The following is a 23455-nucleotide window of genomic DNA, read 5'->3' as shown; positions in this document are numbered from 1 at the left end:
TGCGCATCTGCGCAGGCTGGTGTAATTAAGTGGTCAACCTGAAGTTGACTCCACCTATCAATACCTCTGGGATAGCCAGAATATCAATGCAATGAATGGGTAAACCAGCGAACATTCGCAACAGCCAATCGCAAAGTGTAAGCAAAGGTGTGAATTGTCGTTTTCCGGAATCATTCTCCGCTCGCCTGTGGGTAACTATTTCACCAGCAACGCTAATCTGCGTCACAATTGCATGAACCCAAAAGTAGCAACCCTTGAATCTGCCGCGCTTTCCCGTAACATAAACGTTATGTAAACGCTTACCCTAAAAAAGGCCTGGTATGGCGACTATTAAGGATGTAGCCCGGCTCGCAGGAGTTTCCGTCGCTACCGTCTCCCGCGTTATCAACAATTCCCCGAAAGCCAGCGAAGCGTCGCGCCAGTCGGTAGGCGCCGCGATGGAAACGCTAAATTATCACCCCAACGCCAACGCCCGCGCGCTGGCGCAGCAGTCAACGGAAACCGTCGGCCTGGTGGTGGGCGATGTCTCCGACCCCTTCTTCGGCGCGATGGTGAAAGCCGTCGAGCAGGTCGCCTACAATACCGGCAATTTTTTGCTGATCGGTAACGGCTATCACAATCTCCATAAAGAGCGCCAGGCGATTGAACAACTGATTCGCCACCGCTGCGCCGCGCTGGTGGTCCACGCCAAAATGATCCCCGATGACGAACTGGCCTCGCTGATGAAGCAAATTCCCGGCATGGTGCTGATTAACCGCATCCTCCCCGGCTTCGAGCAGCGCTGCGTTGCGCTGGATGACCGCTACGGCGCATGGCTCGCGACCCGCCACCTGATCCAGCAGGGCCACACCCGCATCGGCTATCTCTGCTCAAACCACGCTATTTCCGATGCCGAAGACCGCCTGCAGGGCTACTACGCGGCGTTAAAAGAGAGCGATCTGCCGTGCAACGATCGCCTGGTGACTTTTGCCGAACCCGATGAGAGCGGTGGAGAACAGGCCATAACCGAGCTGTTGGGTCGCGGCAGGAACTTCAGCGCCGTAGCCTGCTATAACGACTCAATGGCCGCCGGTGCTATGGGCGTATTAAACGATAACGGGATTGATGTGCCGCGCGAGATTTCGCTGATTGGCTTTGATGACGTGCTGATTTCGCGCTACGTGCGCCCGCGTTTGACCACCGTACGCTATCCGATTGTCACCATGGCGACGCAGGCCGCGGAGCTGGCGTTAGCGCTGGCGGAACATCGCCCGCCGCCGGAGATTACCCACCTTTTCAGCCCCACGCTGGTCCGCCGTCACTCGGTGATTGCGCCTCTCGATAGCGATAAATCGTAGCGGTATAAACTGACGGCGGCGGCCGGATAATCCAGGCCTTCGCCGATATACTGCCAGCCGAAACGTTCATAAAAATCGCGGCAGGCGGAGTAGAGAAACAGCTCGCTATAGCCCTGCGTTCGGGCATAGCCAATCACGTGCTGCTGTAGTTTCCCCGCCAGCCCGCGCCCGCGCGACTCAGGAGCCACGTAGAGCGCCGCCATCCACGGATAAAGGTCCTGACGGCTGATTAAATCGCAGCGCCACAGGCCGACGGTGCCCAGCAGCGTCTCCCCTTCAGCGGCAATAAAGGTCATCGGCAGCGCCCCCGGCGTCTGGCTATGCCCGACAATGCTGGCGAAGAACGCCTGCGGCAGCGTTTCACCGCCAAAAGCCTGCCATAGCCATTCCGTCACCCGTGAAGCGTGCTGCGGCGCGGCGTGCAGGGGCTGAATGATCACACCAGCTTCCCCTGAAAAATGGGCACCGATTCAAACAGATAGCCGTCAAAGTCCGGCGCGTCTTCATCGGAGAGCTCCAGCAGGCTGTTTTTGACGTTTTCAAGATGCTGCCACATTGCCTGCCAGGCCCCCATCACATCGCGTCGGCGCAGGGCGGCGAGGAGCGTTTGCCGGTCGCCGAGCCACTTCAGCCGGTACGCCCGGCTGGCGATATGCACGTTGAACTGCTGCCACAGCGGGCTGCTGTCCATCTGCAGCCAGATGCGCTCGACCGTCGCCAGCAGCATCTGATTTTGCGTCGCCCCGGCCAGCACCAGGTGAAACAGCCGGGCGTTATCCTGGCTGGTATCGTTGGCGGCAATAGCCCGCTGCTCCTGCTCGATAATACGCTTCAGGTTATCGATATCGGCGCGGGTCGCCATTTTGGCGGCAAAGGCGGCGATATTGCTCTCCAGCAGCTGGCGGGCCTGCAGGATTTCGAACGGCCCGACGTCGCTGCTCAGCATCTGCTCTTCCTCACTATCGTCCTCGTGCGGGATGCGCATGACGTACACCCCGGAGCCCTGGCGAATATCGACCGTCCCCTGCAGCTCCAGCATCAGCAGCGCTTCGCGCACTATGGTCCGGCTCACGCCGTAGGTCTCGGCGATATTGCGTTCCGGCGGCAGGCGCGACCCGATGGGGTAGCGCCCCTGCGCAATCTGTGCGCGTAAATCATCACCTATTTCCTGGTAGGGTTTCTTTTCCGGCGGAATGATAGCCTTCTCCACAATATCACCTGTGCGTTATGAACCTGCGAGTCAATATCGGCCGCTATCTTAGCAAAATTTCCGCCCGCCTAGCGCCACTCATCGTCAATATCCAGCGTCAATTCGCGACTCTCGCCTAGCTTACGGAACCAGCTGGCGGAAGCCTTGGGCCGCCGGGCACGATTATTTTGTAAATCGATTTCAATCAGCCCGTAGCGATTTTTAAACGCGTTCATCGGCGAAACGTTGTCGGTAAAGGCCCACAGCATGTAGCCGTGACAGTTGGCCCCCGCTTCCCTCGCGCGCAGCGTTTGCCACAGATGCTCGCTGATAAAACGGATCCGGTAGTCGTCGGCGATAGCGCCTTCGCGATTGCGAAACTGCCCTTCGTTTTCCACGCCCATGCCGCTTTCCGCCACAAACCACGGAATATTGCGATAGTCCTGCTTGATCCGCATCGCCATATCAAAAATGATTTGCGGATAAATTTCCCAACCGCGAGAGCTATTCATCCGCCGCCCCGGTAGCTCAAAGGGCTCATAATAGTAAGCCGGGTGGAACGGCGTCTGCGGATGCCAGGCGCGCGAGGGAGCTTTGACGCGATGCGGGTAGTAAAGGTTAATTCCCAGCTCATCAACGGTATTTTCGCGGATAAGCGCCAGCTCTTCAGCGTCATAATCCCAGGAGACGTGGTGCTGTTCGAGCAGGGTCAACAGCTCGGGCGGGTAGATGCCGTGGACCAGCGGATCGAGGAAAACCCGGTTATAAAACAGATCGTAGCGTTCGGCGGCGCGCACGTCGTGCGGCGCGTTTGAACGCGGGTAGGTGACCTCAGGGTTAAGAATGCAGCCGACCGTGCCGCAATAGCCTTTCTCGCGATACAGCCGGACCACTTTTGCCGTCGCCAGCACCTTGTGGTGATTCCACTGCATCCAGGTGCCGGTGTTCTGCTCGTAAGGCCAGCGCAGCGCATCCAGATAAACGCGGGTCTGCACCACGATCGGTTCATTGAAGGTAAACCAGCGCGTCACTTTGTGGTGATAACGGGCGAACACTTTCTCCGCGTACTGCACAAACAGCTCAACCACCTTTTTCGACGCCCAGCCGCCGTACTGCTCCAGCAAATGGCCGGGAAGTTCATAATGCTCAAGGCAGATCATCGGCTCGATGCCGTTGGCCAGCAGTTCATCGAAGAGCTGGTCGTAGTACGCCGCATAGTCTTCATCGACCGTGACGTTTTCATAGTCGGTGAGAAAGCGCGACCAGTTAATCGACGTGCGGTAGTGGGTCAGCCCCGCCAGCTTCATCAACTGCACGTCTTCGCGAAAGCGGTTGATAAAATCGGTCGCCACCGCCGGGCCGTAGCCGTTATGCCAGACGTGGCGGTCGTTTTTGTACCACAGATCCGGCCAGGAGTCCTGGCCCTCTTTTTTGCCGCTCCAGCCCTCGGTTTGCCACGCCGAAGCGGCGGCGCCGAGGATAAAGTCGTGGGGGATCGCCATCCTTACCGTCGTCATCGTGTCCTCATATCTGTTGGCTGGTGGGGGTATTTTCCGCCTGGCGCTGTGCGTTTTCCGCGCGACGGGAGGCAATTTTGACGAACGGCAGATAGATCAGCACCGCGGTCAGGATACAGATAAGCTGGGTCACCACCGCGCCCATCGAACCTGCAGTGGAGAGCCAGGCGTTGATCAGCGGCGGCGTGGTCCACGGCACCATCACTACCGCTTTACCGGCAAAACCGGCGGCGGTCGCGAAGTAGCCGATGCTGCCGGTCACCAGCGGCGTGATGATAAAGGGGATCGCGAGGATCGGGTTGAGCATGATCGGCATGCCGAAAATCACCGGTTCGTTGATGTTGAACAGGCCCGGCCCAATCGACAGCTTAGCGATCTCTTTCATCTCTTTGCGTTTGGTGGCGATCATCACCGCGATCAGCAGGCCAATCGTCAGCCCCGATCCGCCGATGCTCATATAAACATCCCAGAAAGGCATGGTGATGATATTCGGCACCTCTTTGCCCTGCTCAAAGGCGCTCATATTGACGGTGATCGCTCCCAGCAGCAGCGGTTCGCGGATCGGTTTGATCATCTGGTTGCCGTGGATACCGATAACCCAGAACAGCTGCGCGACAAACATCAGCAGCAGGATCCCCGGCAGGCTTTGCACCACGCGTTCCAGCGGCTGCTGCACCACCTGATAGACCGCGTCATACAGGTACATGCCGGTGGCCTGATGAAAAATAAAGCCAAAGGTGGCGATCGCCGTGGTGGTGATAATGGCCGGGATCAGCGCGGAAAATGACGCCGAGACGTTGGGCGGCACGGTATCCGGCATCTTGATCTTCAGCCCCTTGCGACCCTCCAGCCAGCAGTAGATCTCCACCGACAGAATGGCGATAAACATGCCGAGGAACAGGCTGCGGGTATCGGAAAACTGGCGCAGCAGCACATCTTTCACTTCATGCATTTGGCCGTCGACCATCATCTCGACGGTGGTCGGCGTGACGCAGATAAAGCAGATCACCGCCAGCAGACCGGGGAACAGGCTCTTGATGCCGTTAATCCGCCCCAATTCGATGCCGATAAGAAAGACCGCGCCAATATTGAGAAAGTTAAGGGTCGCATAATTGATGGCGCTGGTAATCGGTTTGAGCGCCGCCAGAAATGAGAGCGACTGAAAGCTGGCGAGTCCGTTTTTCGGATCCAGTACCATATTGGAAATCAGCACCGAAAAGGCGCCAACGATGATCACCGGCATCAGGGTAATAAAAGCGGATTTTATCGCCATGATGTAGCGGTAGCTGTTGAATTTCGTGGCGAAACTCCCCAGTGAGTCGATCAGTTTGTCCTGCAATGCCATAGAGGATACCTCAGGTTTAAGGGCTTATAGCGCACCAGGTGTACAGCCAAACACCTATTGGCATACCAAAAAATAGCGACTGGTGAAAATAAGTTCTGTGATTAAGCTCTCAACGCGCTCATTGGTATTCCAGAATGGCAATAATTGGCATACCGCATTGGCGGTTTTATTTTCCACTCGATCAATTCCTGTAAAAGCGTGATCGCGATGGTTTTTTTGCCGCGCCATGAGGCCATATCCCCCTGAATGTCTGTGATAAACTGCGGGTTACCACGTGATATCAGGAATCGGATGAATGGCTACAATGCTGGATGTCTCAATTCGCGCAGGCGTCTCTAAAGCGACGGTTTCCCGCGTGTTGAACGGCACGGGTCAGGTAAAAGAGAGCACCCGCCAACAGGTTTTTAAGGCGATGGAAGAGCTGGGCTATCGGCCTAACTTTCTCGCCCGCTCGCTGGCGAACCGCACGAGCAACAGCATCGGCCTGGTGGTTTCCACCTTTGATGGCTTCTATTTTGGCCGCCTGCTGCAGCAGGCCTCCCGCCAGACGGAAGCCTGGGGCAAACAGCTAATCGTCACCGACGGCCACGATGCGCCAGAGCGTGAAGAAGAGGCGGTGCAGATGCTGGCCGATCGCCAGTGCGACGCCATCGTGCTCTACACCCGCCATATGAGCGAAAAGAAGATCATGTCGCTGATTGAGTCCATCGCCATGCCGCTGGTGGTGATTAACCGCGATGTTAGCCAGGCGCGGGAACGTTGCGTGTTCTTTGAACAGCAGGATGCGGCGTTCCAGGCGGTGGAGTACCTGATTACCCAGGGCCATCGCGATATTGCCTGTTTGACCGTGCCGATGCACACGCCGACGGGCAAAGCCCGCCTGGAAGGGTATCGTAACGCGCTGAAAAAGCACGGCATCAAGTGGGATCCGGCGAAGGTGAAATACGGTGACTCCACCATGAGCCGCGGCTATGAGCTGTGCTGCGAGCTGCTGGAAGAGAAGACGCCGTTTAGCGCGCTGTTTTCCTGTAATGATGATATGGCGCTGGGCGCGTCGAAAGCGCTGCATCAGGCGGGGCTGCGGATCCCGCAGGATATTTCGCTGTTTGGTTTTGATGACGCGCCGAGCGCCAAATGGCTGGAGCCAGGGCTGTCGACGGTCTATTTGCCGATCGATAACATGATCACCACCGCTATCGATCAGGCCATCAAGCTGGCCAACGGTCAGCCGATCGAGACCATCCCGCCGTTTACCGGCACCCTGGTGCTGCGCGAATCGGTGACAATTGGGCCGTATTACCCATAATGAGCGGGCCCGATAAGCGAAGCGCCATCGGGCACCACCTTACAGCAGCTCAAGCGCCAGCAGCTCTTCAATGGTCTGGCGACGGCGGATCAGCCGCGCTTTGCCGTTGTCGAACAGCACCTCCGGCAGCAGCGGACGGCTGTTGTAGTTTGAAGACATCGACGCGCCGTAAGCGCCGGTATCGTGCAGCACCAGATAATCCCCCGGCGCCACCGCAGGCAGCAGGCGGGTTTCCACTTTCCCACCCTCCTGCTGGGTAAAGACATCGCCCGATTCGCACAGCGGCCCGGCCACCACGGTTTCAACCTCCGCCGCAGCGCGCAGATCGCGGCCGTCCGCGGCGAGAGCGGTAATATGGTGATAGCTGCCGTACATCGCCGGGCGCATCAAATCATTAAAGCCGGCGTCAATCAGCACGAAGTGGCGGCTGCCCATCTCCTTCACGCTGCGGACCTGAGAAACCAGCACCCCGGATTCCGCCACCAGGAAACGACCCGGCTCGATCTCAAGCTTCACCGGATGGCCCAGATGTTTAGCGATCTGCTCGCGCGCGGCGTTCCACAAGCCGAAGTAGTGATCGGTGTCGATCGCCTCTTCACCTTCGTGATAGGGGATCGACAGCCCGCCTCCGGCGGAGATCGCCTGCAGATCCTGACCGAATTCAACCACCTGGCGCACCATCGCGCCACAAACCTGTTCCAGGTGGCCATAATCGACCCCAGAACCGATATGCATATGAATACCCACCAGCTGGAGCTGGTAACGGCGCATCACTTCCAGCGCCGCCGTTAAATGACTGTGCCAGATCCCGTGCTTGCTGTTCTCGCCGCCGGTATTGGTTTTTTGGCTATGGCCGTGGCCGAAGCCCGGGTTAACCCGCAGCCAGACGCGATGGCCAGGAGAAACTTCGCCCAGTTGGCTCAGCATATCAATTGAGCCGGCGTTGACCGGGATCTGCAGCTCTTTAACCCGCGCCAGCGTCGCGTCGTCGATCAGGTCAGCGGTAAAGACAACATCGTCCGGATGCTGATGCGGATCGTACCCTGCCGCCAGCGCGCGCTCGATCTCGCCCAGCGACACCGAATCGACCTTCACGCCCTGCTCGCGCATCAGGCGCAGAATGTGGATATTGGAGCAGGCCTTCTGCGCAAAACGCACCACGTCGAACTTGCTCAACTGGGCAATCTGGCGGCGGATAATCTGCGCGTCGTAAACCCAAACCGGGCAGCCGAACTCGGCGGGCAGACGCAGCAGGTTTTCTGCGCTCAGGTCGGTATCGGTGGCGTAAAGCGAGTGTGGCATAAAGAACTCCGGTGCTATGTGTGTGCGTTATCTCTGTTTTTTACGATTACGCCACAGCGCGTACGTAATAAAAAATATCGTTTTATTGCCAGTCTATGCAAAAATGATATGGCTTGCGCCACTTAAGGAACACCCATGCCCGCCGTCAACCTGCGCCATATTGAAATCTTCCATGCGGTGATGACCACCGGCAATCTGACCGAGGCCGCATGTATGCTGCATACCTCGCAGCCCACCGTTAGCCGCGAGCTGGCGCGTTTTGAAAAGGTGCTGGGGTTGACGCTGTTCTCCCGTACCCGCGGGCGCCTGCAGCCTACGGTTCAGGGATTACGTCTGTTTGAAGAGGTCCAACGCTCCTGGTATGGCCTGGACAGAATCGTCAGCGCCGCGGAAAGCCTGCGCGAATTCCGCCAGGGGGAGCTGTCGATAGCCTGTCTGCCGGTCTTCTCCCAATCGCTATTGCCGCTGCTGCTGGCGCCGTTTTTAGCCCGTTACCCGGACGTCAGCCTGCAAATCGTCCCTCAGGAATCACCGCTGCTGGAGGAGTGGCTGTCGGCCCAGCGCCACGATCTGGGATTAACGGAAACCCTGCATACCCCCGCCGGAACCGAGCGTACGCCGCTACTGACCCTCAATGAAGTGTGCGTACTGCCGCAGGGCCATCCGCTGGCGGCAAAGCCGGCGCTGACGCCGGCGGATTTTCACGGCGAAAACTACATTAGCCTGTCGCGCACCGATAGCTATCGCCAGCTGCTCGATGCCCTGTTTGTCGAACATCAGGTCAAACGGCGGATGGTGGTGGAGACGCACAGCGCCGCCTCCATCTGCGCGATGGTGCGGGCCGGGGTCGGCATTTCGGTGGTTAACCCGCTCACCGCCCTCGATTATGCCGGGAACGGCGTGGTGGTACGCCGCTTTAGCGTGGAAGTGCCTTTTACCGTTAGCCTGGTGCGCCCGCTGCACCGTCCCGGCTCCGCGCTGGTCGATGCCTTCGCCCGCCATCTGCAAGAGAGCATGCCGCGCATCCTGACGCCGCTCGAAGCAGTACTTACGACAGCATAAATTCCACCGCGTCCGCCGCATGGATCGCGGCCGTATCAAATACCGGCAGCGGGCTGCTCTCTTCCGGCACCAGCAGGCCGATTTCGGTACAGCCGAAAATCACCCCTTCCGCACCCTGCTCCGCCAGGAGCTCAATAACCTGAAGATAGTAGTCGCGCGAGTCTGCGCTAAAGGTTCCCAGGCACAGCTCGTCGAAGATGATCTGGTTGATACGTTCGCGATCTTCCGCCTCCGGAATCAGCGTGTCGATAGCGAACTGCTGCTGCAGGCGGCCGCGATAAAAATCCTGCTCCATGGTATAGCGCGTCCCCAGCAGAGCCACGCGGCGCTGGTCCTTCGCGGTAATCGCCCGGCCGGTCGCATCGGCAATATGCAGGAACGGCACATCGCAGCGCGTTTCAATGGCCTGCGCGACTTTGTGCATGGTGTTAGTGCACAGGACAATCCCCTCGGCGCCCGCCTGCTGTAGCCCGAGCGCCGCCCGGGCGAGGATCTCGCCCGCCCGATCCCAGTCGCCGGTGGACTGGCAGACTTCAATTTCGTGGAAATCTACGCTATGCAGCAGCAGGCTGGCAGAGTGCAGGCCGCCGAGGCGCGTTTTAATACCTTCGTTAATAAGACGATAGTAAGGAATCGTCGATTCCCAGCTCATGCCGCCTAACAGACCAATTGTTTTCATCATCCCTCCGTGCGTGAAGTTTCAGTAAAACAAAGTTGTGATCGACTTTCCACTTCTCCAGGCGATCGTTTCCTTTTAGAAGATTATGCGATAGATTAAATGAAACATTGTTTCATTTAATTACAGGACCAGCGGATGTTTATTTTTCATAAAGAGACCACCCTTGAAGATCTGGGCAATGGCGTCACCCGCCGCATCCTTGCGCACGATGGCAAGATGATGGCGGTTGAAGTGAACTTCGAAGCGGGCGCTATCGGGCCGATGCATAATCACCCGCACGAGCAGCTCACCTATGTGCTCTCCGGCGAGTTTGAGTTCACCATCGGTGATGAAAAGCACGTGGTCAGCGCCGGCGATACGCTCTACAAGAAACCGAACATTATGCACGGCTGCGTGTGCCTGAAACCGGGCACGCTGCTGGATACCTTTACCCCCGTTCGTCAGGATTTTCTGCAAAAGTAATCTCTCCTCCCTGGGGCATGCCGCGCATGCCCACCATTTTCTGAACTTTTCCGCCAATAATAATTGTCATAATGTATGTCATGTCGCAATGATTAGCCGAGCAATTAATCCCACCTGAATCACCTCACTGCGCCTGTCTCTCATCCTTTTCTATGACCGCCCCCTGGCAAAATGCGCGCGCCAGCACCTTTTTGAAACATCGTTTCGACTTTGATCACATTTCCGCGATGAACCGAATGACTCCGTAATAAATAGCAATAAAATAAAATTAAAACGGCGTTTTACAAAATCAGAACGCTGGGTAAGACAAAATCAAAAAACATATGCTCTCCAGGGATGATAAGAGCGCAAAAGTTCTCAACAAACGCACAGTTAACAAGGAAGCATTTACCGCCGACATACCAGGAACGCATTAACTCTCCGGCGGCTACCGCGGGAGAGACAGTCAACCCGAATCCGTATTACAAACTCGCAAGCCAGGTAGGTATGTATGAATGAAAACAAAATGCTGGGATTGGCATGGATATCGCCCTATATCATAGGGTTGATAGTCTTTACCGCCTTTCCCTTTGTTTCATCTTTCTTCCTCAGTTTCACTGAGTACGATTTGATGAGCCCACCGGTGTTTAACGGCATCGAAAACTATCGCTACATGCTGACCGAAGATGGCCTCTTCTGGAAATCCATGGGCGTGACGTTCGCGTATGTCTTTTTAACCATCCCGTTAAAACTGGCTTTCGCTCTGGGGATCGCGTTTGTCCTCAACTTTAAGCTGCGCGGCATTGGTTTTTTCCGTACCGCCTACTATATCCCGTCCATTCTCGGTAGCTCGGTGGCGATTGCCGTATTGTGGCGCGCGCTGTTTGCTATCGACGGCCTGCTGAACAGCTTTATCGGCGTGCTCGGCTTCGATCCGGTCAACTGGCTCGGCGAGCCTTCGCTGGCGCTGATGTCCGTCACCCTGCTGCGCGTCTGGCAGTTCGGTTCGGCCATGGTTATCTTCCTCGCGGCGCTGCAGAACGTTCCGCAATCACAATATGAAGCGGCGATGATCGATGGCGCGTCAAAATGGCAGATGTTTATGAAGGTCACGGTGCCGCTGATCACGCCAGTGATTTTCTTCAACTTCATCATGCAGACCACCCAGGCGTTCCAGGAGTTTACCGGCCCGTACGTCATTACCGGCGGCGGCCCGACCTACTCCACCTATCTGTTCTCGCTCTACATCTACGACACCGCCTTTAAGTACTTCGATATGGGCTACGGCGCGGCGCTGGCGTGGGTGCTGTTCCTGGTGGTCGCGGTCTTTGCCGCCATCGCGTTTAAGTCTTCGAAATATTGGGTGTTCTACTCCGCCGATAAGGGAGGCAAAAATGGCTGATATCCAACACATCTCTGAAGCAAGGGACATCGCCGAACGTGAAGTCGCGCGGACGCTGCGTCGTGAAAAAATTAGCCGCTCGATTCGCTATGTGATCCTGCTGTTCGTCGGCCTGCTGATGCTCTACCCGCTGGTATGGATGTTCTCGGCGTCGTTCAAACCGAACCACGAGATCTTCACCACCCTGAGCCTGTGGCCTGCCCACGCGACCTGGGATGGCTTTATCAACGGCTGGAAAACCGGTACCGAGTACAACTTCGGTCACTACATGCTGAACACCTTCAAGTATGTGATCCCGAAAGTACTGCTGACCATTATCTCCTCCACCATCGTGGCCTACGGCTTTGCCCGCTTCGAAATCCCGTGGAAGAAATTCTGGTTCGCGACGCTGATCACCACCATGCTCCTGCCGAGCACCGTACTGCTGATTCCGCAGTACCTGATGTTCCGTGAAATGGGCATGCTGAACAGCTATCTGCCGCTGTACCTGCCGCTGGCTTTCGCCACCCAGGGGTTCTTTGTCTTCATGCTGATTCAGTTCCTGCGCGGCGTTCCGCGCGACATGGAAGAAGCGGCGCAGATCGACGGCTGCAACTCCATTCAGGTGCTGTGGTACGTGGTGGTGCCGATTCTGAAACCGGCGATTATCTCGGTGGCGTTGTTCCAGTTCATGTGGTCCATGAACGACTTTATCGGTCCGCTGATTTACGTCTACAGCGTGGATAAATATCCGATTGCGCTGGCGCTGAAAATGTCCATCGACGTCACGGAAGGCGCTCCGTGGAACGAAATTCTGGCAATGGCGAGCATCTCCATTCTGCCGTCCATCATCGTGTTCTTCCTGGCACAACGCTACTTCGTACAGGGCGTTACCAGCAGCGGAATTAAAGGTTAAGAGGGAAATATCATGGCTGAAGTTATTTTCAACAAACTGGAAAAGGTCTACTCCAACGGCTTCAAGGCGGTACATGGTATCGATCTGAAAATTGCGGACGGCGAGTTTATGGTTATCGTTGGACCGTCCGGCTGCGCCAAATCCACCACCCTGCGCATGCTGGCCGGTCTGGAAACCATCAGCGGCGGCGAAGTGCGGATCGGCGAGAAAATCGTAAACAACCTCGCGCCGAAAGCGCGCGGTATCGCGATGGTGTTCCAGAATTACGCGCTCTATCCGCATATGACGGTGCGCGAAAACCTTGCCTTCGGCCTGAAGCTGAGCAAGCTGCCGAAAGATCAGATTGAAGCCCAGGTTAACGAAGCGGCGAAAATCCTTGAGCTGGAAGAGCTACTGGATCGTCTGCCACGTCAGCTCTCCGGCGGCCAGGCGCAGCGCGTGGCGGTTGGCCGCGCGATTGTGAAGAAACCGGATGTGTTCCTGTTCGATGAACCGCTCTCTAACCTTGACGCCAAGCTGCGCGCCTCGATGCGCATCCGTATTTCCGACCTGCATAAGCAGTTGAAGAAATCCGGTAAACCGGCGACCACCGTGTACGTTACCCACGATCAGACCGAAGCGATGACCATGGGCGACCGCATCTGCGTGATGAAGCTGGGTCATATCATGCAGGTGGATACCCCGGACAACCTCTACCACAAGCCGAAAAACATGTTTGTGGCCGGGTTTATCGGCGCGCCGGAGATGAATATTCGTCCCAGCAAGCTGGTTGAGCAAGCGGGCCGTCTGCATCTGACCGTTGGCGATGGCCTGCTGCCGCTCAACGACAGGCTGCAGAGCAAGGTCGACACCCACAAGAACCAGCAGGTGTTCTTCGGCGTGCGCCCGGAGTTTGTCTCCATCTCCGATGAACCGTTCGCCGAAGGTTCATGCACCGGCGAAATGGTACGCGTGGAAAATATGGGCCATGAATTCTTCGTCTATCTGAAGGTCGCCGATTATGAACTGACCGCCCGCGTGCCGTCAGATGAAGCGAAGCCCATGATTGAGAAAGGGCTGCATCGCAAGGTGCATTTCAAATTCGATCTCAACAAGTGTCATATCTTTGACGCCAAAACTGAACAGAACATCTCTCTGTGAACCCTGGAGTATTAAAATGAAAAAAGTGCTTTTAAGCGCCGCAATCTCCGCAACTTTGGCCCTTACCGCGTTGCCTTCCATGGCGAAGGATGTCGACCTGCGTATGTCATGGTGGGGCGGCAACGGCCGCCACCAGGTGACCCTGAAGGCGCTGGAAGAGTTCCATAAACTCAATCCGGATATTAACGTGAAGGCGGAATATACCGGCTGGGACGGTCACCTTTCGCGCCTGACCACGCAAATCGCCGGCGGCACCGAGCCGGATGTGATGCAAACCAACTGGAACTGGCTGCCGATCTTCTCGAAAAACGGCGAAGGCTTCTACGATCTGAATAAGATGAAGGATGTGATCGACCTGAGCCAGTTTGACGCCAAAGAGCTGCAGTCCACCACGGTGGACGGCAAGCTTAACGGTATTCCGATCTCCGTCACCGCGCGCGTGTTCTACTTCAATGACGAAACCTGGAAAAAAGCGGGCGTTGAGTACCCGAAAACCTGGGACGAGCTGATGGCGGCGGGTAAAACCTTCGAGAGCAAGCTGGGTAAACAGTATTACCCGGTAGTGCTGGAGCACCAGGACACCCTGGCGCTGCTGAATTCATATATGATTCAGAAGTACAACCAGCCGGCTATCGATGAAAAAACCAAAAAATTCTCCTACAGCAAAGAGCAGTGGGTCGAATTTTTCCAGATGTATAAAAAGCTTATCGACAGCCACGTCATGCCGGACACCAAGTACTACGCCTCGTTCGGCAAGAGCAATATGTATGAAATGAAGCCGTGGATTCAGGGCGAGTGGGCGGGAACCTATATGTGGAACTCCACCATCAACAAATACTCCGACAACCTGAAGCCGCCGGCGAAGCTGGAGCTGGGCAGCTATCCGATGCTGCCGGGCGCCACCGACGCGGGCCTGTTCTTTAAACCCGCGCAGATGCTCTCGATTGGTAAATCGACTAAAAACCCGGAAGCGGCGGCGAAGGTGATCAACTTCCTGCTGAACAGCAAAGAAGGGGTTGAGACGCTGGGCCTGGAGCGCGGCGTGCCGTTGAGCAAAGTCGCGGTGCAATACCTGACCGAAAACGGCGCGATCAAAGAGGACGATCCGGCGGTATCTGGCCTGCGTCTGGCGCAGTCCCTGCCGGCCAAACTCTCGGTGTCGCCATACTTTGACGACCCGCAGATCGTTGCCCAGTTCGGCACCTCTCTGCAGTACATCGACTACGGGCAGAAAACCGTAGAAGAGACGGCAATTGACTTCCAACGTCAGTCTGACCGAATCCTGCGCCGCGCGATGCGCTAATTAACCGCTATCCGTATCTACCCCGCAGCTCCGGCTGCGGGGTATTTTTTTAGCAAGGAGTGAATCGAATCATGAAAGGCAAAATCATCCCGCTGAGCTTTCTGCACACGCAGGACCGCGAAACCGGTCACCAGGTGATCCGGATGACGCCACCGCATGTTATCTGCCACCGCAACTACTTCTATCAAAAATGCTTTACCCGGGACGGCAGCAAACTGATTTTCGGCGGTGCCTTTGAAGGCCACTGGAATTACTATCTACTCGATATCGCCGCCCAGCAGGCCACCCAACTGACCGATGGGCCGGGTGATAACACCTTTGGCGGTTTCCTGTCCGCCGACGACCGGTCGCTGTGGTACGTGAAAAACAACCAGCAGCTGCGCCGCGTGGACCTGGCGACGCTGGAAGAGCAGGTTGTATATCAGGTGGATGACCAATGGGTGGCCTACGGAACCTGGGTCGCCAATAGCGATTGCAGCCAGATGGTCGGTATCGAAATCAAAAAAAGCGACTGGCAGCCGCTGACCGACTGGGGCAAGTTCCGCGCCTTCTACTTCACCGAGCCGGAGTGCCGGTTGATTAATATCGACCTGCGCAGCGGCGAACAGCGCGTGGTATTGCAGGAAAAACGCTGGCTCGGCCACCCGATTTACCGCCCGTTTGATGACGGCACCATCGCCTTCTGCCACGAAGGCCCGCGCGATGCTATCGATGCCCGAATGTGGCTTATCAACGCTGACGGCAGCCATATGCGCAAGGTTCGCCAGCACCAGCCGGGGGAGAGTTTTACCCACGAATTCTGGGTGCCGGATGGATCCGCGCTTTATTATGTCGCGCATCAGGAAAACGATCCGCATCGCTATCTGTATCGCGCCGACCCGGCAACCCTGGAAAACCGCCAGCTGATGGCCATTCCTCCGTGCTCACATCTGATGAGCAATCACGATGGCTCGCTGGTGGTCGGCGACGGCGCGCCGCACAGCACCGGCGATATACAGCTTAACGATCCGTTTATCTGGGTGTTTGATATAGCCGCCGATAAGCAGACTGCGGTGTGCCGCCACGACTCCACCTGGAAAGTGATTGAAGGCGAGCGGCAGGCGACGCATCCGCATCCGTCATTTTCACCGGATAACCGCTGGGTACTGGTTACCTCCGATAAAGAGGGCATGCCGGCGCTATATCTGGCGGAGGTGTAGTGATTCGGCAACGTCCCGGCTCGCGCGGTGCTTAGCCGGGCTACGGGTTCACCGCCGTCTGCGGACAGGTAGCCCGGACAGATGCGCAGCATCGCCTCCGGGAATTATCACCCTGCTTCCCCGGGGGCGGCGCAAAGCGCCTGCCCGGGCTACAGGTTCACCGCCGTCTGCGGACAGGTAGCCCGGGTAAGGCGTTGACGCCGCGACCCGGGAAGACCGTCAGAAGAAATATTTAAACCGCACCCGCGCGCCGTAGCGTTCATCGGTATTGCCGCTTTTCGCCGCCGATGAATCGAGCCATGACGCATAGGCTCCGAGATAAATATTAAAGTTCGGCATATCCATAATATTCGGCAGATGCCATGAGGTATGAAGGGTGTGGATATCGTAGCGCCCCGGCGCCAGGATGGCGCAGTCGCCATCGCACTCCGCGTTGACGCCGGACATATTAAACTGGTCGATTTTGTTATGCGCGTAGATATAGCCCAGCTCCACGCGATGCCATAACGCATTGATACCGGCGCTGAAATCCTTTTCGTCCGCCGCATCAAGATACGCGGTGCTTACGTTCACCACCGCCCCGTTCTCGGCATCGGTTTTCAGCGTGTTCCAGCTCATCGTCATGCCGTAGCCGGTGCGGCTGGACTGATCGACCCAACGTCCATTCTGATTCTCATAACCGTAAGCATTATTAACGAGGTTACTTTCCATCGCTGCCGCCACCGACCAGGCGCCGGATTGCCAGGCCGCGACCGGACGCACGTAAACCACATTTTTACGGTTATCCAGCGCGTTGCCGTGATAATTCTGGTCCACGAACAGCGAGCTGCCGTCCTCCACCAGCGTATTCACCTCAAAATACCAGTTATCGAGATTTTTACTCAGCAGGAAATTGCCGCCGCTGCTGCTGCGTCCGCGCCCCTCTTTCATCATATAAATATAGCCGTAGCCGTCGCTATACAGATCGTTCGCCGTGTTGCCGGAATATTCAACAAACGTATCCTGATTTAGCGGGAACATATCGTAGGCTTCGAAGCGACCGATTTTAATTTTCCAGTCATCCTGCTGACCAAAGAAAAAGGCCGCATCATCAAGATTCATTTTGCCATTCATATCCGCCAGCGGCTGTACGCTGAAACCGGCATATTTACCGTTAGCCCCTTTGCGTAATCCATCAAAGCCGAGAAGAATACGGCCGTTAATATCCCAGCGCTCTTTATCTCCCGGCGCCCAGTTTTTATTGGCGCTGGTTTTCACCGACGTCAGGCTACCGGTGCGGCTGGCGCCGTCCATATTAAACTCAACGTCGCCATAGAATTTTAATTCACCATAATCATTAAGTTGTAAAGCGGGTTTAGCTGGCGCGGCGCTGGCCACCGTCGTCGCTTGTGCCTCCTGTTTTTTTAGCGCGCGGATTTCCGCCTCCGCGCTGGCCGCCCGCTGCTCTGTCGCCTTTAGCCGTTGTTCCATTTGCGCCAGCCGCTCCTCAAGAGATAACGGCGCCTGAGCATTAGCCAGAGGGGTAAATAAAGACGTCAGAACACACCCGACCCAGATTTTATTCATCGGAATAACCCTTTATTATTTAGTTAAATAGTATTTTTTATTTATGGGTAAAGCTCGACGACAGTGACAATAATAACCCGCCCATCGTCGAAGACGGGTTATTAACAACTATTCAGTAAAACTTATTCCAGCTGCCAGGCACCCGCTTCTTTTAAATGCGCCGAACCGCTCCAGGAAAATAACGCTAATTCACGGCGAGCGGCGTCAGGATATATACGACTGCTGAGACAGGCCTCGCCATCATTAACAAACACTTCTACCGAAGAGCTATCGAAGAATATTCTTAGCTTCAGATCGGCGCCTTCGGTCAACGGGACGCTGCGGGTGCCGCAGAGGCCATACTGCGGATAGTGTCGCTCAAGCACCAGGCGCTGCATCTGCGCATCCACGTAAACGCGCAGACCTTCGCCGAAGCTGAGGCCATACTGCTCGGCGCTGCTGTTCAGGCCATCCCAGTGCAGGATCACCTCCATCGCTTCGCAGTTCTCCACCATCGTGGTCTGCTGGTTTTTCAGGGTCGTCACCGGCCACGGGAAGCTGGCGCCGCGCATGCTCTCGACCTCTTTCGCCGGACGCATCTGCAGACGGTTATCGGCGCTCAGGCTCAGCTCGCGCGGCAGCGAAAGCATGCCCGCCCAGCCGTCCTGCTGCTCCGGCAGCGGCGATTCCCACATATCCAGCCAACCGATGACAATGCGGCGACCATCGGGCGTGAGGAAACTCTGCGGGGCGTAGAAATCGTGCCCGTGATCCATTTCGACAAACTCCCCCTCGCGTACAAACGCCTGCCCCGGCTGCCACTCACCGAGCAGATAGCCGCTCTGGAACAGGTTGCGGTTGCGATAGCCTTTCGCCGCCAGCCCCTGAGGGGAGAACATCAGGATATGTTTGCCGTTGAGGGCGAAGAAATCCGGGCATTCCCACATGTAGCCCATCTCTTTTTCCGCTTCATCAAGCACGCCCGCGTCCTGCCACTGGCGCAGATCGGCTGAGCGATACAGCCGCACCTGGCCGGTATCGCCATCGCGAGCGCCAACGATCATGTACCAGCTGTCCCCTTCTCGCCACACTTTCGGGTCGCGGAAATGGTGCATGCCCGGCGGAGTGTCGACCACGATCCCCTGGCGCTCGAAGTGAATCCCGTCGCGACTGGTCGCCAGACACTGCACCTGATACAGGTTGGCTTCATCGCTGGGATCGCCATGGAATTTATGCCCGGTATAAATCAGCGCCAGCGTATCGCCATCCACCACTGCGGAGCCGGAGAAGCAGCCGTCTTTATCCTCCGGGCCTTCCGGGGCCAGCGCCACCGGCAGATGCTCCCAGTGCACCAGATCCTTACTGCGCGCGTGACCCCAGTGCATCGGTCCCCATTGGGTGGAGTACGGATGGTGCTGGTAAAAGGCGTGATACCAGCCGTCGAACCAGACCAGGCCATTGGGATCGTTGATCCAACCCGCGCGGGCGGCCAGGTGATAGCGCGGATACCAGCGCAGGTTCAGCTTTTCATGTTTGGCCTGCAGTTCTTGCTCGGCCCGGGGAATGGAATAAGTCATATTCATTACTCTTTTGATTCAGATAGCGGAAGTTTGCGGCATCAGCGGGTCCGAAGAGGACTTACTGGAACGCAACAAGAAGATGGAGATAAAGGTGGTGCAGAACACCAGCAGTCCCATAATCAGATAGGACTGGGCGAAGCCGTATTTCTCATAGCTATAGCCAGCCAGCGGCGACAGCACCGTCGCGATAACCGAGCTGGTGCAGGCAAAGCCCACCAGATACAGCGTTGAGGAGAGACGCTTGTCGAAGTTCAGGCTGTTGTATTTAAAGATGGAGACCAGCAGCACCGGCAGCTCGACCGCGTGCAGCAGTTTAGTAATGGAGATAAGCAGCGGCCCTTCCACCAGCCCGGACGCCACCATACGCATCGCCATCACCATCCCGGCGAAGATCAGACCATTTTTCGCGCCAATACGGTTAACCAGCCACGGCGCGCAGAACATACCGGCAGCTTCAAGGAACACCTGGAACGAGTTCAGGTAGCCGTACATCTCGTTGCCTTCCTGTAAGGTCGGGAACTGGGAAGAGAAGTAGACCGGAAACTGCTGATCGTAAACGCCGTAGATACAGGTGCCGATGACGAAGAATACCAGCGCCCAAAAGCGCGGCAGGGTCAGCAGACGCAGAGCGTCCTCCAGCGTCACTTTACCGCCCGATACCGCCTCCTGCATGGCGTGCGGCGCGGAAGAGACCCGCAGTCGCGCCAGTAGTATAAAAAAGACCAGTCCGGAGCAGCTGGCCACCGCGAAGTTTAAATGCGGATTAATATTAAACAGCAAACCGGCGAAGAACGTCGCCACCGCCCAGCCCAGCGAGCCCCACATCCGCGCTTTGCCGAATTCAAACTGGCTCTGGCGCGCGACGCGCTCGGTATAGGACTCCAGTACGCCGATACCGCCGTTGAAGGTCAGTCCGATATAAATCCCGCCGAAGATGCTGCCGAGCAACACGTTAATTTTGAGCAGATAGCCAAACAGCATATAGGCCGGGCCGGAGAGGATCAGCAGAACGGTAATGTACCAGAGCAGATTTTTACGCAGGCCGAGTTTGTCCTGAATAAAGCCGTAACACACCTGCGCGAAAAGCGCCGAGACGGAAAGCACCGAGAAGATAATCCCGGTATCCCCCGGTTTAAGGCCCACTTCCTGGTGCAGCCAGATCGAGAGCAGCGAACCTGAAGAGGACCAGGTCACGAAAAAGAAAAACAGTAACGCGCTGAGTAACGGATAGCTTTGTGAGGGGTGCGCTTTCATCATGACATTCTCATGTAGGAGTAATGCTGATATGGTAACGTTAACAAAAAACGAATCTCATGTCATTTTGCTGAGATTCATGATGTTAATCACAAAAGTTAACGTTAACATAATGAGAGTGGGATCGCGATCAAATATTCCTCGTCTGCATCGGCATCGGGTGTACGATAGAATATCGCATGATCCTTTTACATCAGTAACTTAGTAAAACCCGTTGCCGACGGCATGGGTGGAGCACTTAATATGGCATCTCTGAAAGATGTGGCAAAGCTGGCGAATGTGTCGCTGATGACGGTCTCCCGGGCGCTAAACAGCCCGGAAAGACTCAAGCCGGAGACCCTGGCTCGGGTCCAGGCGGCTATCGAAGAGACCAACTATGTCCCCGACCTGTCGGCGAAGAAAATTCGCGGCGCCCACGCGACGCCAAACACCATCGGGGTGCTGGCGCTGGATACCGTCACTACGCCGTTCTCGGTGGAGATTACGCTCTCCATCGAAGAGACCGCGCGGGCGCACGGCTGGAACAGCTTCGTGGTCAACATGTTCTCTGACGATAGCCCGGAAACTATTGTCGACCTGCTGCTCTCCCACCGTCCGGACGGGATTATCTATACCACGATGGGCCTGCGCCAGGTGCCGCTGCCGGCCAAGCTGTTAACCCTCCCCTGCGTGCTGGCCAACTGCGAAAGCCTGCACGATCCGGTGGCCAGCTATATCCCGGACGACGAACAGGGCCAGTATACGGCGGTGCAGGCTCTGCTGGCCGCGGGCTACCGCCGTCCGCTGTGCCTGCATCTCCCGGTGAATCATCTGGCGACCGTCCGCCGCCGTCAGGGGCTGGAACGCGCCTGCCGGGAAGCGGGGATTGACCCGGATACGCTCCATCACAGCTATATGGCCTATGGCGATGAGCACTATCGCGATATTCCCGCTGTCGTGCTGGCGCATATTCAGCAACCCACGCTGCCGTTCGACTCGGTGATTTGCGGCAACGACCGCATCGCGTTTATGGTCTATCAGACGCTACTGGCGCAGGGGCTGCGCATTCCGCAGGATGTGGCTGTGGTGGGTTACGACAATATGGTGGGGATCGGCGATCTGTTTTTTCCGCCGCTCTCAACGGTACAGCTCCCGCACTATGATATTGGGCGCCTGAGCGCCCTGCACATTATTAACGGCGACAGCCATCGGGAGACGGTACGGGTTGCCAGCCCGTGGCTGCCGCGCGAGTCGTTATAGTTAATTGCCGATATTGCGCAGCTTCTCGCCGGACATCAGCTTGCGTTCAATATGCTCAAGGGTGACGTTTTTGGTTTCTGGGATCAGCCAGAACGTCACGCCGATAAAAGCGACGTTCAGCGCGGTATATAACCAGAAGGTTCCCGCCGCGCCGATCGCGTCCAGCAGCGTCAGGAAGGTCGCGCCGATAATCATGTTTGACACCCAGTTGGTGGTGGTTGAGCAGGTGATACCGAAATCGCGACACTTCAGCGGCTGAATTTCCGAACACAGGATCCACACCACCGGCGCGGCGCTCATCGCATAGCCGGCGATACACATCATGGTCATCCCCACCGACAACCAGGAGAGACCGCTGGAGGCGGTGCCGTTATCAAACTGCATCAGGCAGTAGCCCAGCACCAGCGTGCCGATGGCCATCACGCTAAAGCCGATTTTCAGCGCCGGTTTACGCCCGGCCTTATCGACGGTAAAGACGGCGATAAAGGTGGCGAACATAAAGGTCAGGCCAACCACCAGGGTCGCCACCATCTGCTGCTCGGTAGTGGTGAAGCCGGCCATTTTGAAGATGCGCGGCGCGTAGTACATGATGATATTCATCCCGGTAAACTGCTGCATCGCCTGCAACAACATACCGAGGAACACCGCCCGCCGCACGTTGCGGTTGACCTTAAACAGCGCCCAGCCCCCCTGCTTCAGCTTGAGACTTTCGCGGATCTCATTCAGCTCGTCGCGGGCTTTTTCAGACGTGTCGCGCAGCATCCGCAGCACCTCTTCCGCCTCCACGTGACGCCCTTTTTCCGCCAGCCAGCGCGGGCTATTCGGCAGGAAGATCACCAGAATAATCAGCACCAGCGCCGGCAGAGCCAGTACGCCAAGCATCGCTCGCCAGTTGCCGCTGTAGCTGAACGCGGTATCGGAGAGAAACGCCATCACGATCCCCAACGTTACCATCAGCTGATACATGCTGATCATCTTGCCGCGCACGTTTTCGCTCGCCATTTCCGACAGATACAGCGGCGCGGTATAAGAGGCAATCCCCACCGCGACCCCGAGAACGATCCTCGCCGCCAGCAACATTTCGACGCTGGCGGCAAAAGCGGAGCCCACGGAACCGGCCACGAACAGCACTGCGCCTACCATCAGGCTGTATTTGCGCCCAAGGCGAAAAGAGAGCCAGCCGTTAAATAACGCGCCGATGGCAGCCCCCAGCATCATGCTGCTCACCACCCACTCCTGCAGGCGGCTGGATAAAACAAAATGATCGGTAATAAAGGGCAGCGCCCCGGCGATTACGCCGATATCAAGGCCAAACAGCAATCCTGCCACCGCGGCGGCAACCGAGACAAACTGATTCATGCGCCGGGTATCGCGCAGCGTACGCGGCATAGTTGTAGAGTCGTGACTGATTGAGGTCATTTTTTTCCCGCCAGACGAAGTAAGACATACGATGAAACTACGGGATCGGCGGCGCAAGGTGTCAGGCGTGACAAGCCAAAGATATGGATTAAATTGCTACAGGCAATGGTTTTGTGATGGACATTCAACTTTCGAAAGAACAGAAAATAAGCATTTCAACTTCACCGACCCTTGTTAAACATAGATACTCTGCTGAGAAACAAGTAAACCATATGGACTATTTCAATTTCATCATATGGACAATTGTTATTCAGCCATAAAAAAACCCTGCCGAAGCAGGGTTCCATTTTGCGCTGATAAC

The 23455-nt window shown here is 56.5% G+C and carries 20 protein-coding genes; 10 read left to right on the top strand and 10 right to left on the bottom strand.

What is annotated here, in order from left to right; genetic code table 11:
* Positions 1-320 precede the first annotated feature (320 nt).
* Entirely contained in the window at positions 321-1337 is a 1017-nt protein-coding gene (gene galR, locus EGY08_RS20520) for an HTH-type transcriptional regulator GalR (protein WP_004853879.1), read from the top strand.
* Here the strand turns inward: galR and EGY08_RS20515 are convergent.
* From EGY08_RS20515 to EGY08_RS20500, 4 genes are all read right to left on the bottom strand, one after another.
* Positions 1298-1777: a GNAT family N-acetyltransferase gene (locus EGY08_RS20515; protein WP_004124615.1), complete on the bottom strand. Its 480-nt coding sequence runs from the start codon at positions 1775-1777 to the stop codon at positions 1298-1300. The two genes, galR and EGY08_RS20515, sit on opposite strands and share 40 nt — an antisense overlap.
* Positions 1774-2547, bottom strand: coding sequence for a GntR family transcriptional regulator (locus tag EGY08_RS20510; protein ID WP_004105268.1), 774 nt, complete (start codon positions 2545-2547; stop codon positions 1774-1776). Before EGY08_RS20510 ends, EGY08_RS20515 begins: the two co-directional genes overlap by 4 nt.
* A gap of 68 nt (positions 2548-2615) precedes the next feature.
* Positions 2616-4043 carry a glycoside hydrolase family 1 protein gene (locus EGY08_RS20505; protein ID WP_112166514.1) on the bottom strand — a complete coding sequence of 476 codons (1428 nt, stop codon included), beginning with the start codon at positions 4041-4043 and terminating at the stop codon, positions 2616-2618.
* 7 nt (positions 4044-4050) lie between these two features.
* On the bottom strand, positions 4051-5388 hold the full coding sequence (locus EGY08_RS20500) for a PTS sugar transporter subunit IIC (protein ID WP_004124622.1): 1338 nt from the start codon (positions 5386-5388) through the stop codon (positions 4051-4053).
* Positions 5389-5692: 304 nt separating this feature from the next.
* On the opposite strand from EGY08_RS20500, the gene EGY08_RS20495 reads away from it, so the two are divergent.
* A complete protein-coding gene (locus EGY08_RS20495; RefSeq protein WP_162626078.1) occupies positions 5693-6694 on the top strand; it encodes a LacI family DNA-binding transcriptional regulator in 1002 nt (333 codons plus the stop codon).
* A 39-nt stretch (positions 6695-6733) separates the two neighbouring features.
* Here the strand turns inward: EGY08_RS20495 and lysA are convergent, their stop codons facing one another.
* On the bottom strand, positions 6734-7996 hold the full coding sequence (gene lysA / locus EGY08_RS20490) for a diaminopimelate decarboxylase (protein ID WP_004124628.1): 1263 nt from the start codon (positions 7994-7996) through the stop codon (positions 6734-6736).
* A gap of 135 nt (positions 7997-8131) precedes the next feature.
* Between lysA and EGY08_RS20485 the strand changes: the two genes are divergently transcribed.
* The gene (locus tag EGY08_RS20485; RefSeq protein WP_123828852.1) at positions 8132-9058 is read left to right on the top strand and encodes a LysR family transcriptional regulator; all 927 of its coding nucleotides are present in this window, start codon (positions 8132-8134) and stop codon (positions 9056-9058) included.
* On the opposite strand, the gene EGY08_RS20480 is transcribed toward EGY08_RS20485, so the two are convergent.
* Positions 9045-9737: an aspartate/glutamate racemase gene (locus tag EGY08_RS20480; protein ID WP_049114678.1), complete on the bottom strand. Its 693-nt coding sequence runs from the start codon at positions 9735-9737 to the stop codon at positions 9045-9047. The genes EGY08_RS20485 and EGY08_RS20480 overlap by 14 nt on opposite strands.
* 135 nt (positions 9738-9872) lie before the next feature.
* On the opposite strand from EGY08_RS20480, the gene EGY08_RS20475 reads away from it, so the two are divergent.
* The 6 genes from EGY08_RS20475 (at position 9873) to EGY08_RS20450 (ending at position 16117) form a co-directional block, all read left to right on the top strand.
* Positions 9873-10199: a cupin domain-containing protein gene (locus EGY08_RS20475; protein WP_004124635.1), complete on the top strand. Its 327-nt coding sequence runs from the start codon at positions 9873-9875 to the stop codon at positions 10197-10199.
* A gap of 490 nt (positions 10200-10689) precedes the next feature.
* Positions 10690-11580, top strand: a complete 891-nt coding sequence (locus EGY08_RS20470; RefSeq protein WP_004115132.1) for a carbohydrate ABC transporter permease — start codon at positions 10690-10692, stop codon at positions 11578-11580.
* Entirely contained in the window at positions 11573-12475 is a 903-nt protein-coding gene (locus EGY08_RS20465; protein WP_004124639.1) for a carbohydrate ABC transporter permease, read from the top strand. The genes EGY08_RS20470 and EGY08_RS20465 overlap by 8 nt, the downstream gene beginning before the upstream one ends.
* A 12-nt stretch (positions 12476-12487) precedes the next feature.
* Complete coding sequence (locus EGY08_RS20460) at positions 12488-13615, top strand: ABC transporter ATP-binding protein (RefSeq protein ID WP_004124642.1); 1128 nt, start codon at positions 12488-12490, stop codon at positions 13613-13615.
* A 16-nt stretch (positions 13616-13631) separates the two neighbouring features.
* The gene (locus EGY08_RS20455; protein WP_004124644.1) at positions 13632-14918 is read left to right on the top strand and encodes an ABC transporter substrate-binding protein; all 1287 of its coding nucleotides are present in this window, start codon (positions 13632-13634) and stop codon (positions 14916-14918) included.
* 68 nt (positions 14919-14986) lie between these two features.
* On the top strand, positions 14987-16117 hold the full coding sequence (locus EGY08_RS20450) for an oligogalacturonate lyase family protein (protein ID WP_185762664.1): 1131 nt from the start codon (positions 14987-14989) through the stop codon (positions 16115-16117).
* A 219-nt stretch (positions 16118-16336) separates the two neighbouring features.
* On the opposite strand, the gene EGY08_RS20445 is transcribed toward EGY08_RS20450, so the two are convergent.
* The 3 genes from EGY08_RS20445 to EGY08_RS20435 form a co-directional block, all read right to left on the bottom strand.
* Positions 16337-17683, bottom strand: coding sequence for a carbohydrate porin (locus EGY08_RS20445; protein ID WP_123828850.1), 1347 nt, complete (start codon positions 17681-17683; stop codon positions 16337-16339).
* A gap of 122 nt (positions 17684-17805) precedes the next feature.
* Positions 17806-19239, bottom strand: a complete 1434-nt coding sequence (locus EGY08_RS20440) for a glycoside hydrolase family 32 protein (RefSeq protein ID WP_049112503.1) — start codon at positions 19237-19239, stop codon at positions 17806-17808.
* Positions 19240-19257: 18 nt separating this feature from the next.
* Positions 19258-20499 carry an MFS transporter gene (locus EGY08_RS20435; protein WP_004124655.1) on the bottom strand — a complete coding sequence of 414 codons (1242 nt, stop codon included), beginning with the start codon at positions 20497-20499 and terminating at the stop codon, positions 19258-19260.
* A gap of 240 nt (positions 20500-20739) precedes the next feature.
* Here EGY08_RS20435 and EGY08_RS20430 point away from each other — a divergent pair, with 240 nt between their 5' ends.
* The gene (locus EGY08_RS20430; RefSeq protein ID WP_004124657.1) at positions 20740-21735 is read left to right on the top strand and encodes a LacI family DNA-binding transcriptional regulator; all 996 of its coding nucleotides are present in this window, start codon (positions 20740-20742) and stop codon (positions 21733-21735) included.
* Here EGY08_RS20430 and EGY08_RS20425 read toward each other — a convergent pair whose 3' ends face one another.
* Complete coding sequence (locus EGY08_RS20425) at positions 21736-23154, bottom strand: sugar porter family MFS transporter (RefSeq protein ID WP_004124659.1); 1419 nt, start codon at positions 23152-23154, stop codon at positions 21736-21738. It abuts the gene before it with no gap.
* Positions 23155-23455 lie beyond the last annotated feature (301 nt).

Origin of the sequence: Klebsiella sp. FDAARGOS_511 (assembly GCF_003812845.1) — a bacterium.
Classification (GTDB): Bacteria; Pseudomonadota; Gammaproteobacteria; order Enterobacterales; family Enterobacteriaceae; genus Klebsiella; species Klebsiella grimontii.
This window is presented reverse-complemented; position numbering and strand designations above follow the sequence as displayed.